General features: G+C 59.8%; 12 protein-coding genes. 6 read left to right on the forward strand and 6 right to left on the reverse strand.

The window, feature by feature from the left end:
- Positions 1–34 precede the first annotated feature (34 nt).
- Positions 35–253: a hypothetical protein gene (locus tag FHX03_RS30015; RefSeq protein WP_003569075.1), complete on the reverse strand. Its 219-nt coding sequence runs from the start codon at positions 251–253 to the stop codon at positions 35–37.
- A gap of 183 nt (positions 254–436) precedes the next feature.
- On the opposite strand from FHX03_RS30015, the gene gor reads away from it, so the two are divergent.
- Entirely contained in the window at positions 437–1822 is a 1386-nt protein-coding gene (gor, locus tag FHX03_RS30020; RefSeq protein WP_183856730.1) for a glutathione-disulfide reductase, read from the forward strand.
- A gap of 119 nt (positions 1823–1941) precedes the next feature.
- Here gor and FHX03_RS30025 read toward each other — a convergent pair whose 3' ends face one another.
- A complete protein-coding gene (locus FHX03_RS30025; RefSeq protein WP_097628548.1) occupies positions 1942–3231 on the reverse strand; it encodes a vWA domain-containing protein in 1290 nt (429 codons plus the stop codon).
- A 255-nt stretch (positions 3232–3486) separates the two neighbouring features.
- Between FHX03_RS30025 and FHX03_RS30030 the strand changes: the two genes are divergently transcribed.
- Complete coding sequence (locus tag FHX03_RS30030; RefSeq protein WP_097628549.1) at positions 3487–4860, forward strand: class II 3-deoxy-7-phosphoheptulonate synthase; 1374 nt, start codon at positions 3487–3489, stop codon at positions 4858–4860.
- Positions 4861–4916: 56 nt separating this feature from the next.
- Here the strand turns inward: FHX03_RS30030 and FHX03_RS30035 are convergent, their stop codons facing one another.
- A complete protein-coding gene (locus FHX03_RS30035) occupies positions 4917–6752 on the reverse strand; it encodes an ABC transporter ATP-binding protein (RefSeq protein ID WP_183856732.1) in 1836 nt (611 codons plus the stop codon).
- A gap of 299 nt (positions 6753–7051) precedes the next feature.
- Here FHX03_RS30035 and FHX03_RS30040 point away from each other — a divergent pair, with 299 nt between their 5' ends.
- Entirely contained in the window at positions 7052–7450 is a 399-nt protein-coding gene (locus tag FHX03_RS30040) for a GFA family protein (protein WP_097628551.1), read from the forward strand.
- A gap of 150 nt (positions 7451–7600) precedes the next feature.
- Here FHX03_RS30040 and FHX03_RS30045 read toward each other — a convergent pair whose 3' ends face one another.
- Entirely contained in the window at positions 7601–8131 is a 531-nt protein-coding gene (locus tag FHX03_RS30045) for a DUF1003 domain-containing protein (protein ID WP_064838705.1), read from the reverse strand.
- 190 nt (positions 8132–8321) lie between these two features.
- Here FHX03_RS30045 and FHX03_RS30050 point away from each other — a divergent pair, with 190 nt between their 5' ends.
- The 3 genes from FHX03_RS30050 (at position 8322) to FHX03_RS34695 (ending at position 12313) form a co-directional block, all read left to right on the forward strand.
- Entirely contained in the window at positions 8322–10001 is a 1680-nt protein-coding gene (locus FHX03_RS30050; protein ID WP_183856734.1) for an NAD+ synthase, read from the forward strand.
- 50 nt (positions 10002–10051) lie between these two features.
- Positions 10052–10882 carry a TolB family protein gene (locus FHX03_RS30055; protein WP_097628553.1) on the forward strand — a complete coding sequence of 277 codons (831 nt, stop codon included), beginning with the start codon at positions 10052–10054 and terminating at the stop codon, positions 10880–10882.
- Positions 10883–12124: 1242 nt separating this feature from the next.
- Positions 12125–12313, forward strand: coding sequence for a hypothetical protein (locus tag FHX03_RS34695; RefSeq protein ID WP_246699304.1), 189 nt, complete (start codon positions 12125–12127; stop codon positions 12311–12313).
- Between the two features lie 164 nt (positions 12314–12477).
- On the opposite strand, the gene FHX03_RS30065 is transcribed toward FHX03_RS34695, so the two are convergent.
- On the reverse strand, positions 12478–13545 hold the full coding sequence (locus FHX03_RS30065; RefSeq protein ID WP_017994258.1) for a 3-deoxy-7-phosphoheptulonate synthase: 1068 nt from the start codon (positions 13543–13545) through the stop codon (positions 12478–12480).
- 309 nt (positions 13546–13854) lie between these two features.
- Entirely contained in the window at positions 13855–14436 is a 582-nt protein-coding gene (locus FHX03_RS30070) for a hypothetical protein (RefSeq protein ID WP_097628556.1), read from the reverse strand.
- Between the last annotated feature and the right edge of the window lie 49 nt (positions 14437–14485).

Consider the following 14485-nt stretch of genomic DNA (forward strand, 5'->3'; position numbering starts at 1 on the left):
CGCCAGGAGATGGCGCTCTGTGAGCGCCGGACCCTCAGCCCCAATCCTTCGAGCTCTTGGCCAATTGCCATACGCCCGTTTCATCCGGCTCAACGCGCTTGTTGCCGCGGTAGAAGATCGGCAGTCCTGTTTTCTTGTCCATCGCAAAGCGGCTCGGCGCGTATTTTTCGTTCTCGTGGCCTTGGATGGCAAGGCCGAGCGCTTCCTTGAATTTGCCAGCCTTGCAGAGGTTGGCGAAGAGAGTTTGATCCATCTTTTGCTCCGGCTTCTTTTTTACAGCGTGGATTTGCCTGCCAGCCTCAGGCGGTCGGGTCAACCGTTTGCCGGGAAAATTCGGGCGAGAGGAACGGGATGATGCAGGAGCGGGCTTTTGTTTTCAGGGCGATCACCCCTATATCAGGAACATCCTTCCAGCGATTCCCTTCCGGAGCTCCTCATGTCTTCCTACGACTACGACCTCTTCGTCATTGGCGGCGGTTCCGGAGGCGTGCGCGGCGCGCGTGTCGCTGCCTCGCTCGGCAAAAAGGTGGCGATCGCGGAGGAATACCGCTACGGCGGCACCTGCGTCATCCGCGGCTGCGTGCCGAAGAAGCTGTTCGTCTATGCTTCGCAGTTCCATGAGCATTTCGAGGATGCGGCCGGCTTCGGCTGGACGGTCGGCGAAAGCAGCTTCGACTGGAAGAAGTTGGTGGCGGCCAAGGATGCGGAAATTGCCCGGCTGGAAGGCCTCTACAAGAAGGGCCTTGCCGGCGCCAATGCCGAGATCCTGGAAACGCGCGCCGAACTCGTCGACGCCCATACGGTGCGGCTTGTGAAAACTGGCCAGGCGGTGACGGCAAAGACGATCGTGATTGCCACCGGCGGGCGGCCGAACCCGCATGCAGCCCTTCCCGGCCACGAGCTCTGCATCTCCTCCAACGAGGCCTTTCATCTCGAAGAGCTACCGAAATCGATCGTCATCGCTGGCGGCGGTTATATTGCCGTCGAGTTCGCCAATATCTTTCATGGCCTCGGCGTCGAGACGACGCTGATTTATCGCGGCGCCGAGATCCTGTCGCGCTTCGACGAGGATCTGAGGCGCGGGCTGCATGAGGCGATGGTCGCCAAGGGCATCTGCATCCTTTGCCACGACATGCTGCAGAAGGTTTCTAAGGGCGAGGGCGGGCTCGTTCTGGAGACGCTGAACAGCGGCACGCTGCAGGCCGACGTCGTCATGCTGGCGCTCGGGCGCGATCCGAACACCGAAGGCCTCGGCCTCGAGGCGGCCGGCGTTGCGATCGACGAGCGCGGCGCGATTATCGTCGACGACTATTCCCGCACCAATGTCGAGAACATCTACGCGCTCGGCGATGTCACCAACCGGGTACAGCTGACGCCGGTGGCGATCCACGAGGCGATGTGCTTCATCGAGACCGAGTACAAGAACAATCCGACCCGGCCGGACTACGAGCTGATCCCCACCGCCGTCTTCTCGCAGCCGGAGATCGGCACCGTCGGTCTTTCGGAAGAAGAGGCGGGCAAGCGTTACGGTGAGCTCGAGGTTTATCGGGCTCAGTTCCGGCCGTTGAAGGCGACGCTTTCCGGCCGCGCCGAGCGGATGATCATGAAGCTGATCGTCGATGCGGGAAGCCGCAAGGTAGTGGGCGCCCATATCCTTGGCCATGATGCCGGCGAGATGGCGCAGCTGCTCGGGGTCACGCTGAAGGCCGGCTGCACCAAGGACGACTTCGACCAGACCATGGCGCTGCACCCGACTGCGGCCGAAGAGCTCGTCACCATGTATGCTCCTAGCTATCGGGTCCGTGACGGGCAGCGCGTCTGAGTCATCCGTGTGCGCTTAAAGCGCGTCGCATCAAACGTGATTCATGCGACGTGCTTTAGCTCTTTGTTTTGATGCATGTCGTTATCCCGGAACCGCTGTGCACTTCCGGGCGACATGCATTAGCTGGTAATGCGAGGCGCGCGAATGACCTTGAGGAATAGCGCCTTCATCGCATCGGCGATACCTTCCGTCGGCGTCACCTCGAAATAGAGGCCGGGCGAGGCGCATTCCTGCATCTTCGTCGGGATCTGGCTTTGGAAGGGGCTGATCCAGGTATTGTACCAGCTGTTCTTCGGCAGAGGTAGATAAGTGGTGTAGAGCACCGCAATCCTGATGCCCTTGTCCTTCAGCGGTTTGCAGAAGGAAGTGTCGATTGGCTCCTGGCAGCGGTTGCCGGTCAGTTTCTTGGTGCAGCCTTTCGGCTTTTCGCTGTCGCCGACGCCGTCCGAGACGAAGAACAGGATCTTCTGCGGTGTCGTGGCGGTGCTGCCGTCGCCGGGGGTGGTGATAATGTCTTTCATCTGCGTCAGCGCGTTGTCGAAGCTCGTCTGCTGGTCGTTATTGTAGCCCTGCTTCGGGATGGTCATCAGATCAACCGCGTCAGTGTAGGTGCCTACCTTGTCGAGGTCGTCCGTCGGGTCCGATATCGTGGTCAGATTGGCGTCTTCGGCCTTGGTGCCGAAGGTATAGACTCCCATGCGGAACTGGTTGGTGGAAACGCGCGTCGACTTCGCGGTCAGCGTCAGCTCCTTCGTCGCTTGGCGCACGACATCGATGCGCATGCTGACTCCGAGCTTCTTGGCAAGGTTGTAGTAGTTGTTTTTATTTTCCGTTTCGTGGCAGGCGAAAGCGCAGCTATCGCTGGTGTTCTTTTCCATCGTCGCGACGTCTTTCGCCGTGGCGCCGACGCCCATCGATGGCGTGTTGTCGAGCAGGATGTAGAAATCCATGAACGATGCGGTCAGATATTCGGCGGTTGCCGTGCCGGAGATGGTGATCGAATCTTTGCCGAGAACGCGCATGAAGGTGGTCGGCACAACCGCGGTGAAGGAAACCTGTGAATTCAGCTTGTTGGCGGTCTTGGTAACGTCGATGCCGAGATCGACATTAACATCCGACAGTTCTCCCGATACCTGCGACAGGAAGATGCTGCGGGCGTCGGTCTTGCCGAGAGAGATCGTGCCATTGCCGCTCATGGTCATGGCGGCGGCGACCGCGCCGGATTTTTCGGCGATCGAGCCGACGGCGGCGGCATCGGCGGCAGCAAAGAGCTGCGTGCGTAGGCTCATGGCGTGGGCGAAATCCACCGCCATGCCTGCCATGCCGAGGAGCGGCACCATCAGCAACGCCGTCATGATGCCGAAATTGCCCGAACGATCCGATATGAATCCCGGCGGAAGGATCGCCATGATGTGTCCCCGATGTTGAAACTCTTCCCGGTTCTACATTCAAAGTCTAAAATATGGGGAAACCGACGTGGTATATGCCGGTTTAACGATGGAAACGGGGATTTTTGCTACCTGTATGCGAGCGTTGGTCGATGGCGGTAGCGTGGCATGGAGCATCGGGGCGATTGGCCTTTGCAAGCCCGATCTAAAGGGCTATAAGCCGCCGCAATCAAGGACAGGTACATCCCAGGGACGGGTGTGAATGAGGTGAGTGACATGGCAGAGAATTGGACCCCGAGCAGCTGGCGGCAGAAACCGATCCTGCAGGTTCCCGAATATCCGGATGCAGCCGCTTTGGCGGCAACGGAGGCCACGCTCGCCAGCTATCCGCCGCTGGTTTTTGCCGGTGAGGCGCGCCGCCTGAAGAAGCATCTCGCCAATGTCGCAGACGGAAACGGCTTCCTGCTGCAGGGCGGTGACTGCGCCGAGAGCTTCGCCGAACACGGCGCCGACAATATCCGCGACTTCTTCCGCGCCTTCCTGCAGATGGCCGTCGTGCTGACCTTCGGCGCGCAGCTGCCCGTCGTCAAGGTCGGCCGCATCGCCGGCCAGTTCGCCAAGCCGCGTTCGTCGAACGTCGAGAAGCAGGGCGACGTGACGCTGCCGGCCTATCGCGGCGACATCATCAACGGCATCGAGTTCACCGAAGAGTCGCGCATTCCGAACCCGGAGCGTCAGGCCATGGCTTACCGCCAGTCGGCCGCAACGCTGAACCTTCTGCGCGCCTTTGCGATGGGCGGTTACGCCAACCTCGAAAACGTGCATCAGTGGATGCTCGGTTTCGTCAAGGACAGCCCACAGGGCGAGCGTTACCGCAAACTTGCCGACCGCATCAGCGAAACCATGGATTTCATGAAGGCGATCGGCATCACCTCGGAAAACCACCCGAGTCTGCGCGAGACTGATTTCTTCACCAGCCATGAGGCGCTGCTGCTCGGCTACGAGGAGGCGCTGACCCGCGTCGATTCCACCTCCGGCGACTGGTATGCCACATCAGGCCACATGATCTGGATCGGTGACCGCACGCGCCAGGCCGACCATGCACATATCGAATATTGCCGCGGCATCAAGAACCCGATCGGTCTGAAATGCGGCCCGTCGCTGCAGGCCGACGATCTGTTGCAGCTAATCGATATTCTCAATCCGGCGAACGAAGCCGGCCGCCTGACGCTGATCTGCCGCTTCGGCCATGAGAAGGTCGCTGAAAACCTGCCGCGGCTGATCCGCGCCGTCGAACGCGAGGGCCGCAAGGTGGTGTGGTCCTGCGACCCGATGCACGGCAACACGATCACGCTCAACAACTACAAGACCCGTCCTTTCGAACGGATTCTGTCGGAAGTCGAAAGCTTCTTCCAGATCCACCGCGCCGAAGGCACGCATCCCGGCGGCATCCATGTCGAAATGACCGGCAAGGACGTGACGGAATGCACCGGTGGCGCCCGCGCCGTCACCGCCGACGATCTGCAGGACCGCTACCACACCCATTGCGATCCGCGCCTCAACTCCGACCAGGCGCTCGAGCTCGCCTTCCTGCTTGCCGAGCGCATGAAGGGCGGACGCGACGAGAAGCGCATGGTCGCTCACGGCTGAGACCAGCCCGATACGGATGAAGAAAACCCGGCGTGATGCCGGGTTTTTTATTGCCTTCAAATGCTGGCTTGGACGCTATGGAGATTGGCATAGATGCCGTCTTGCGCCATGAGCTGGTCATGGGTCCCCTGTTCGACGATGCCCTCTGCCGTCAGAACCAGGATGCGGTCGGCATGGCGGACGGTCGACAGGCGATGAGCGATGACCAGGGTGGTCCGGCCATTCGCCAGGCTCAGCAGCGCCTGCTGCACCGCCCGTTCACTCTCATTGTCGAGCGCGCTGGTCGCTTCGTCGAAAATCAGGATCTCCGGATCCTTGAGGAAGGCGCGGGCAATGGTGAGGCGCTGGCGCTGCCCGCCCGAGAGTTTGACGCCGCGCTGGCCGATATCGGTGTCATAGCCTTGAGGCAGGGCCATGATGAAGTCGTGCGCATTGGCGGCGCGGGCCGCCGCCTCCAGCTCCGCATCGCCGGCATCGGGCCTGCCGTAGCGAAGGTTCTCCGCCACGGTGCCGGCAAAGAGATAGACATCCTGCTGCACCACCCCGACATGGCGCCGCAGCGAGGCCAGCGTCACATCGCGGATATCAGTGCCGTCAATGCGGATCGCTCCGGCCTCGACATCGTAGAAGCGCGGTATGAGCGCGCATAGCGTGCTCTTGCCGACCCCTGAAGGACCGACGAGGGCAACGAACTCGCCGGGCGCGATGGTGAGGGAAAGCCGCTCCAGCACGCGCGGGCCATCGGCCTCGTAACCGAAGGCGACGTTGGAGAAACTGATCTCTCCCCTCGGCGCCGGCATCGGCCGGGCGGCGGGCCGATCGGTGATATCAGGGTCGATCTCCAGGATTTCCATCGCCCGGATGAAACCGGTGTAGCCTTCCTGCCAGAGACGCACGAAATTGGCGAGCCGCTGGACCGGATCGACAAGCACGGCAACGCAGAGCAGAAAGGTCAGCATATCCGGGACGGTCAGGTCCGCTGTCAGGATACGCAGGCCTCCGACGACGATCACCAGTATGGTGACGAGCTGGGCGAAGGTTTCCGTGCCGACCGAAAACCATGCCTCGCTGCGGTAGCCGTCGGCGCGGCTTTGCAGGAAGCGCCGGTTCTGCTCGGCGAAGCGTTCCCTTTCCAGCGCCTCGTTGGCGAAGGACTGGACGACGCGGATGCCGGCGAGCGCATCCTCGACCCGCTCGTTCACGGCGGCGATCTGATGCTTGCTGGCTTCCAGTGCGCGGTTCATGCGCCGGTTGAAATAGAGCGCATAGATCACCGCGACAGGGGTCAGCAGCAGGATAAGGCCGGCCAGCGGCGGATCGATGAAGAACAGTACCAGCATGGCGCCGCCATATTTCAGCACAGCGATGGAGAGGTCCTCGGGTCCGTGGTGGAAGAGCTCGCCCAGCCATAGGGAGTCGTTGGTGATACGGCTCATCAGCTGGCCGGTGCGCTGGCGGTCGTAGAAGCTGAAGGAGAGCTGCTGGCAGTGTTCGAAGAGTTCCTGCCGCACCGTCGCTTCGATACGGGCGCCCATGACGTGGCCGCGATAATCGACGAAGAAGATGGCGGCGATCTGGACCGCCAGGACGGCCAGCATGATGCCGCCCATCCCCAGGATCTGGGCAAAGGCCTCCGGGGCGTTAGGCAGAGCCAGAAGACGGCTGGTGACGATATTGGCGCAGAGCGGCAGGGCGAGCGCCGTACCGGCGACGAGGATGGCGCACAGCAGATCCGCCAGCAGCAAAGGCAGATGCGGGCGATAATAGGAGAGAAATTTTCGCATACGCGACCAACGCCGACCGCGGTCGACGGTTGAATCGTCCAGAAAGAATTTCAGGAAGGCGTTATGGCGTCGCGAGCTTTTCCTCGCGCGGGAGAACCGAATATTCATGAGGCAGAATGTCCCTGTGGGCGATGTTTCCTTTCTGTTTGGACAGGGTCGCTCTCATGTCAGTCTCCCAGAGGTTGAATGAAATTGGAGCTGCAGTATCGCCGACTACAGCGACTGATTCAATGCCGGCATGTGACGGGATGGGCGGGTGTTGTCGACAAGCAACAGCGGTGACCGCAACAACTGGACACCGGCAACGCCTGCGAGCGTCAAGATTTCTGATGATTTTGTTGAACGGAATGGATTTGACGGCAATCGCGATCGGCGGCAAGTGTCACTCATAAAAGGGGAGAGCGATCATGACCGAACGGCATACAGGCGGCTGTCTTTGCGGCGCCGTGCGATATTCGATTGGGGCGAAGCCTGGCCCCGTTGTCGGCTGCCATTGTTCGCAATGCCGCCGGCAGACCGGGTTCTATTATGCTGCGGTCAATGTGCCGCGCACGGCCCTTTCGGTGGAAGATGCCGGCGCGATCCGCTGGTATCGGTCGAGCGCCGAAGCCCAGCGCGGCTTCTGCTCGAATTGCGGTTCGGCGCTGTTCTGGCAAGGAGACCAATCGCCGGAGGTTTCCGTCATGGCCGGAACTTTCGATGAACCGAGCGGCCTTGCCTTCAGCCATCACATCTACTGCGCCGACAAGGGCGATTTCTATGAGATCACCGATGGCCTGCCGCAATATGACAGGTATCCGGTCTAAAGCGCGTCGCGATCTTTCAGATACGCTCCTCGGGCTTTAGTTTCTTGTTTTTACGCACGTCGTTGCGGCGAAACGCCTAGCGGCTTGCCCGGGGAAAACCGCTTCGCGCTTTGCCTGGGAAATCCGCTGCACAGTTTTGCGCGACATGCTTTAGCCCCTGGCGGCAAGATCGGCGCTGAGGCGGGCGACGTCCTCGCGAAGCGCCGTAAGCTCGGTCAGCACGCGCATGTCGATCTTCTGGTGCAGGGAGAGCACTTCGAGCTCGGCCTTGAGATTGACTTCGTAATCCTTGGCGGCTTCGAAGCGGTCGCGTTCGGCTTGGCGGTTCTGCGACATCATGATGATTGGCGCCTGGATGGCGGCGAGCATCGACAGGATCAGATTGAGGAAAACAAAGGGGTAGGGGTCGAAAGCGCCTGTTGCCAGGATGATGGTATTGATCAGCGTCCAGACCACAAGGAAGGCCAGGAAGGCGAGGATGAACGACCAGGAACCGCCGACGCGGGCGATGCCGTCGGCGACGCGCTCACCGAACGAGGACTCGGCGGAAAGAGCGGCGTTGACATCGGTCGAGATGACTTTGCGCGCGTGCGCCTTTGCCAGCACGCGTTTTTCAATATCGCCGAGTTCGTCGGCCGGCTTGTCGAAATGATGGTGCATGAAGTTCGAAAGATTAGACATGGCCTGTTTCCGGTGCCCGTTATCGATGCAGTCGCTATCGGGCGCAGTATTCCGCTCCTCCGGCAAATTGCAATGCGTGTCTATGCCGCGAGGCGGTTGCGTGTCCGTTCACAAAAATTTCGTCGCCGCAAGGTGCGGCTTTTGCCGCGGACATGTTGCGGTTGCGGAAGGTGCAGGCTAAATAAATGACATGACACAGGAAAACGCTCTTTCTGATATCTTCCGCATTGCCATCGGCCAGCTCAACCCGACGGTTGGCGATGTCGCCGGCAATCTCGCCAAGGCACGCGAAGCGCGCGCCGATGCGGCTCGCGAAGGGGCGCATCTGCTCGTTCTGACCGAGCTTTTCATCTCCGGCTATCCGCCTGAAGATCTGGTGCTGAAGCCGGCCTTCATCCGCGCCTGCTGGAAAGCTGTGGAGAATCTTGCCGCCGACACTGCCGATGGCGGGCCAGGTGTTCTCATTGGTTTTCCCCGGCAGGACGAGACCGGACGCTACAATTCCGTCGCCGTGCTCGACGGCGGCACGGTGATCGCGGTGCGCGACAAGATCGATCTGCCGAACTACGGCGAATTCGACGAGAAGCGCGTTTTCAACCAGGGCGCCATGCCGGGGCCGGTGAATTTCCGCGGCGTGCGCATCGGCATTCCGATCTGCGAGGATATCTGGGGCGACCTCGGCGTCTGCGAGACGCTGGCCGAAAGCGGGGCCGAGATTCTGCTGTCGCCGAACGGTTCGCCCTATTATCGAGGCAAGGTCGATATCCGCCATCAGGTGGTGTTGAAGCAGGTGATCGAGACCGGCCTGCCGCTGGTCTATGCCGCCCAGCTCGGCGGCCAGGACGAACTGGTATTTGATGGCGCCAGTTTCGCCTTCAATGCCGACAAGTCGCTCGCCTTCCAGATGAGCCAGTTCGAGACCGCGCTGGCGGTGACGACATGGAAGCGCGGCGAAACCGGCTGGCATTGCGCCGAAGGGCCGATGGCGCATATTCCTGAAGGCGAGGAGGCCGACTACCGCGCCTGCCTGCTCGGCTTTCGCGACTACGTCAACAAGAACGGCTTCAAGACGGTGGTGCTCGGCCTTTCCGGCGGCATCGACTCGGCGATCTGCACGGCAATCGCCGTCGATGCGCTGGGCGAGGAGCGGGTGCGCACCGTCATGCTGCCCTACCGCTACACATCGGAAGACTCGTTGAAGGACGCGGCCGATTGCGCAAAGGCGCTCGGCTGCCGCTATGACATCGTGCCGATCGAGCAGCCGGTGATGGGCTTCAGCAGCGCGCTGTCCGATCTCTTCGCGGGCACGGAGAGCGGCATCACCGAGGAGAACCTGCAGAGCCGGGCGCGCGGCGTCATCCTGATGGCGATCTCCAACAAGTTCGGCGCGATGGTGGTGACGACGGGTAACAAATCGGAAATGTCGGTCGGCTACGCCACGCTTTACGGCGACATGAACGGCGGCTTCAATCCGATCAAGGACCTCTACAAGATGCAGGTCTATGCGCTGGCCCGCTGGCGCAACGAGAATGTGCCGCCAAGTGCGCTGGGGCCGTCGGGCGAGGTGATCCCGAACAATATCATCGACAAGGCGCCGTCGGCCGAACTGCGTCCCGACCAGAAGGATCAGGATTCGCTGCCGCCCTATCCGGTGCTCGACGATATTCTCGAATGCCTGGTTGAGAAGGAGATGGCGGTCGAGGAGATCGTCGCGCGCGGCCATGATGTGGCGACCGTCCATCGCATCGAGCACCTGCTCTATCTCGCCGAATACAAGCGGCGGCAATCGGCGCCGGGCGTGAAGATCACCAAGAAGAATTTCGGGCGTGATCGGCGCTATCCGATCACCAACCGGTTCCGGGATCGCTAGCGCTGTCGGGATTGTTGACGCTATCGCTCTAGAAATGCGAGGGAGGAAACATGCGCAGCTCGGTCGAGATCTACAATGTCAGGACGGGCAGAGCTCGCGAGGTTTGGCAGACGGACAAGCTCGTCGAGGCGCCGAACTTCTCGCCCGACGGTTCCTACCTGCTCTTGAACGGCGACGGGCTGCTCTGGCGACTGCCGCTCGATGGCGGCGAAGTCGTCAAGGTCGATACCGGCTTTGCCGTCAACTGCAACAATGATCACGGCATTTCACCCGATGGCACCGAGATCGTCATTTCTGATAAGACCGAATTCGGCAAGTCGACGATCTATATCCTGCCCATCGAGGGCGGCAAGCCGCGGCTCGTCACTGAGAACCAGCCGTCCTACTGGCACGGCTGGTCGCCCGATGGCCGCCAGCTTGCCTATTGCGGCATCCGCGACGATCTCTTCGACATCTATACGATCTCCGTCGACGGCGGCGCCGAGACGCGGCTGACGCATGGCGAGGGCCGCAATGACGGGCCGGATTATTCCGCTGACGGACAATGGATCTATTTCAATTCCAGCCGCACCGGGCTGATGCAGATCTGGCGCATCCACCCCGATGGCAGCGGGCTGGAGCAAGTGACGTCGGACAATCAGGGTAACTGGTTCGCCCATCCATCGCCCAGCAATGACAAGGTTCTGCTCCTGTCCTATGACCCGTCGGTTTTCGACCATCCGCGCGATCTCGATGTGCGGCTGCGGCTGATGGACATGGATGGCGGCAATCTGAAGACGTTGTTCGAGCTGTTCGGCGGGCAGGGCACGATCAACGTGCCCTGCTGGTCACCAGACGGTGACGAGTTTGCCTATGTGCGGTATTTCCCGGTGAGATCTTGAGAGCGGCGCACCGCCATTTTTTTATGGGGTGGTGGTGGCCTGTCTGGCACGATTGAACCTTGTGCGCCTGACTAACTTGACGCGACGTCCGGCACATAGTTGCCGGTTTGGTTGCGCCTAGCGCTTCATTTTTGTCACTCCTCGATACATCCATAAATTCAACTTGACCGCGACCACCGAACGCCACTGAGAGAAAAATGGGATCTGCCGAAAGCGGTTTCTTAACCTCGCACCCCACGTAGAAGCTCACGTTTGCAAGCCGCTCGGTTTCTGACACTTCGATTCTGGAACAACTCGCATATCGTATTCGATCCATTTCCTGGGATTCAGTAAGGTATTTATTTAATATATCCCTCGTCTGCTCTTCCGGGCTCTTGTGTGACTGGAGGGTTTCTCCATAGGAGCATATAAAAAGTATAGAAAATGTAAAGAATAATACTATGGGACGACTTAGTATTTTAACAAAACGAAACTCATCTTGCACCTATGGGCGCGGCTGTTGCGACGATATGCATTTTCACAAAGCTCTGATCTAATCCTCAAGTCAACTCGCTTAGGGCTGGCGGGCGGCCACTATTTGATGATGGGGAGTGGGGGGCAGTTGGTCCGCGGACTCTATCAATACCCGTAAGGCATTTTGTCGGCCGTACTTGCGCCGAATTCTCCGCAGTAAGCTTTCCGGGCCTCGTAATCGCTAATGTATTCGCCAGCGGAATTGTCGTGACAATTCGAGATCATGGCATCGGCGGCAAGGCCTGACCAAACTATCGCGATAACGAAGACAATCAGGCATGACAGGCAAAATCCGCCCAGAATTTTCAACAAGCGCATCGGTAGCCCCGTTGTCTAGCTAAACGTGTTTATGGGGTCCTTTCAATTGAGCAAGGCCGCTTCTAGCACGATGTAGCCGATCCTTTGATGATGGGGCAGTGGGTTTGTGCGTTTTCTATAGCACCTTCGCCACTCTGACATGCCAATCGGCCTAGATAGACCCAGCTAACATCGTTTCAAATAGGAAATTACTCAGTCGTGCGTAAAGTATTGATCGCGACCTTAGCCTTCATGATCTGCTGCCCTGTTCTACTGTTTATCACGTTTCCGGTCGAGTATCTTCGGAGGCTCGGAAAATACGAGCACTCTCATGCTCTCAATCGGATGGCGGTCCCGATCGCCAGATTCTATATACAGAATGATATGAGATATGCTTGCGGTAACGAGACGTACTTCAGGAATTATAATGCCATGAGCTTTTTCGATGACCTGCCGCTTTCGCCGGACGAGGAGATCATGCTTCAGTCACAGGACAAGATTGCACTCCTGTTTTTGAGTGACGTCGTTTATGACGATAATGAATATCTCGACTCTATTCGAAGCGTGACCGCTTATAATATGGTCGTCGCCTCTAAGTGCCTGCACAGGCGCACGTCGTGAAAAGCCCTCACCGGCGGACGCGGTCGAAGTGCTGGCTTCCTATGGCCTGGTCAAACCGGAACCATGGGGCGGCTTCTGGACCGATGAGGGCCTGCATCTTTTGGACGAAGATTGACATGCGAATGGGCGGCGGGATATCTGCCCGCCGCGCTTGATAGAGCCGCTCAGGCCGCGACGGCGGCCTTGCGACGATCGCGGACGGCGTGGGCCAGATTATCGAGCACGTCGACCGACATGTCCCAGTCGATGCAGCCGTCGGTGATGGACTGGCCGTAGACCAGCGGTTTGCCTGGCACGAGATCCTGGCGGCCGGCGACGAGGTTGCTCTCGATCATCATGCCCTTGATGTGGCGGTTGCCGGCGGCGATCTGCGAGGCCACGGATTTGACGACGCGCGGCTGGTTCATCGGATCCTTGCTGCTGTTGGCATGGCTGGCATCGATCAGGATGCGTGGGGTCACACCCAGTTTGACGGCTTCGCCCACGACAGCTTCGACATCGGCTGCTTCATAGTTCGGCTGTTTGCCGCCACGCAGGATGATGTGGCAGTCCTCATTGCCCTTCGTCGAGGCAATGGCGGCTTGCCCGTCCTTGGTGACGGCGGGGAAATGATGCGGCTGCGAGGCGGCTAGGATGGCGTCGAGCGCGACACGGACGCCGCCGTCAGTGCCGTTCTTGAAGCCGATCGGGCAGGAGAGGCCGGAAGCGAGCTGGCGATGGATCTGGCTTTCCGTCGTGCGGGCGCCGATCGCGCCCCAACTGACGAGGTCGGCAATGTATTGCGGCGTGATCGTCTCGAGGAATTCGACGCCGGCGGGCAGCCCCATGGCGTTGACGTCGAGCAGCAGGCGCCTGGCAATCCGAAGCCCCTCCTCGATGCGGTAGCTGCCATCGAGATGCGGGTCGTTCATCAAGCCCTTCCAGCCGACCGTAGTGCGAGGCTTTTCGAAATAGACGCGCATGACGATTTCGAGATCGCTGGAGAAGCGCTGCCGCTGTTCCGCCAGCCGCTCGGCATATTCGCGTGCCGCAGCAGGATCATGGATGGAGCAAGGGCCGATGACGACGATCAGGCGGTCGTCTTCTCCCTCGAGAATCTTATGGATCGCATGGCGGTTGCTGGTTACCGTCTCGCTGACGGCAACGGTTCGGGGGATTTCCGCGATGATATCAGCGGGTTTGGTCAGCGGTGTGATCTCGAGGATGCGGAGATCGTCAATGGTATCGGACACGGTATGGCTCCTGTTTGGTCATACCGTGCGGAACAAAAAAGCCGCCAGGTAGACTAGCGGCTGTTCGGGTTGTCGTCGCGTCGACTTCAGTTACGCATAGACCCGCATCCGCTGGGAGCAGCGGTACAAATAAAATCGCGAGGCGTAGATCGAAGTGGTCGACATCGGGCGTGTGTATCGTCGCGGCAGCATTTTGTCACGCAGAATTTGCGGCTTAAAAACCAGGGCGCGGTACCCTTCCCGCAGGGAGCAGAAAGCATATCGCCCAAAAGCGCGGGGCTTCAGGGCGATATGAAGGAGAAGCCGAGATCAGAGGGCGTCGACGTTCACGCCGACGGTGATGGCGCCGATCGGCGTTCCCTTGTCATCGGAAATCGTGACGCTTGCCTGCGACTGCAGCGCCTGGGTCGATTCGTCCTTTTCGATATCGTCGACGAAGACGGCGTCCTTGCCGGCGCCGAAGGATTTCTGGAACTTGCCTTCGTCGCCCTGCCAGTAGTCGGAGGTGGGATCGCTTTGGCCGACATTCAGCCCCTTTGCATCCATGACGAAGATCTCGGCAATCTTGCCATTGGAGGCAGCCTTCTTTTCCTGAAGGAATTTCGACAGCGCATTGCCGAGCACGCCGTCAATCATCGAATGGTCGGAACCATCGACCTCGGCGCGCCACTTCTTGTCGAGGGCGTCGATATCGGCCTGGCCCAGATTGGCGTTTGCGGCATTCTGCGCCTTGATGGCCTCGATGATAACCGGATCGTTCAGCCAGGGCTTTATGTCGCTTGTCACGTAGTCGGAGATCGGGGCGAGCTTCGCATCCTGCGCCATGGATACGCCCATAGGCACGGCGACTGCGGTGCAGGCCAAAAGAAATGCGGTCACGACTTTCTTCATAACTGTTCCCTTCCCGATTTTTGGGGTGTTGAGGATTGAAAGCTTATTG

The sequence above is a fragment of the Rhizobium sp. BK456 genome (assembly GCF_014194045.1).
GTDB lineage: Bacteria > Pseudomonadota > Alphaproteobacteria > Rhizobiales > Rhizobiaceae > Rhizobium > Rhizobium redzepovicii.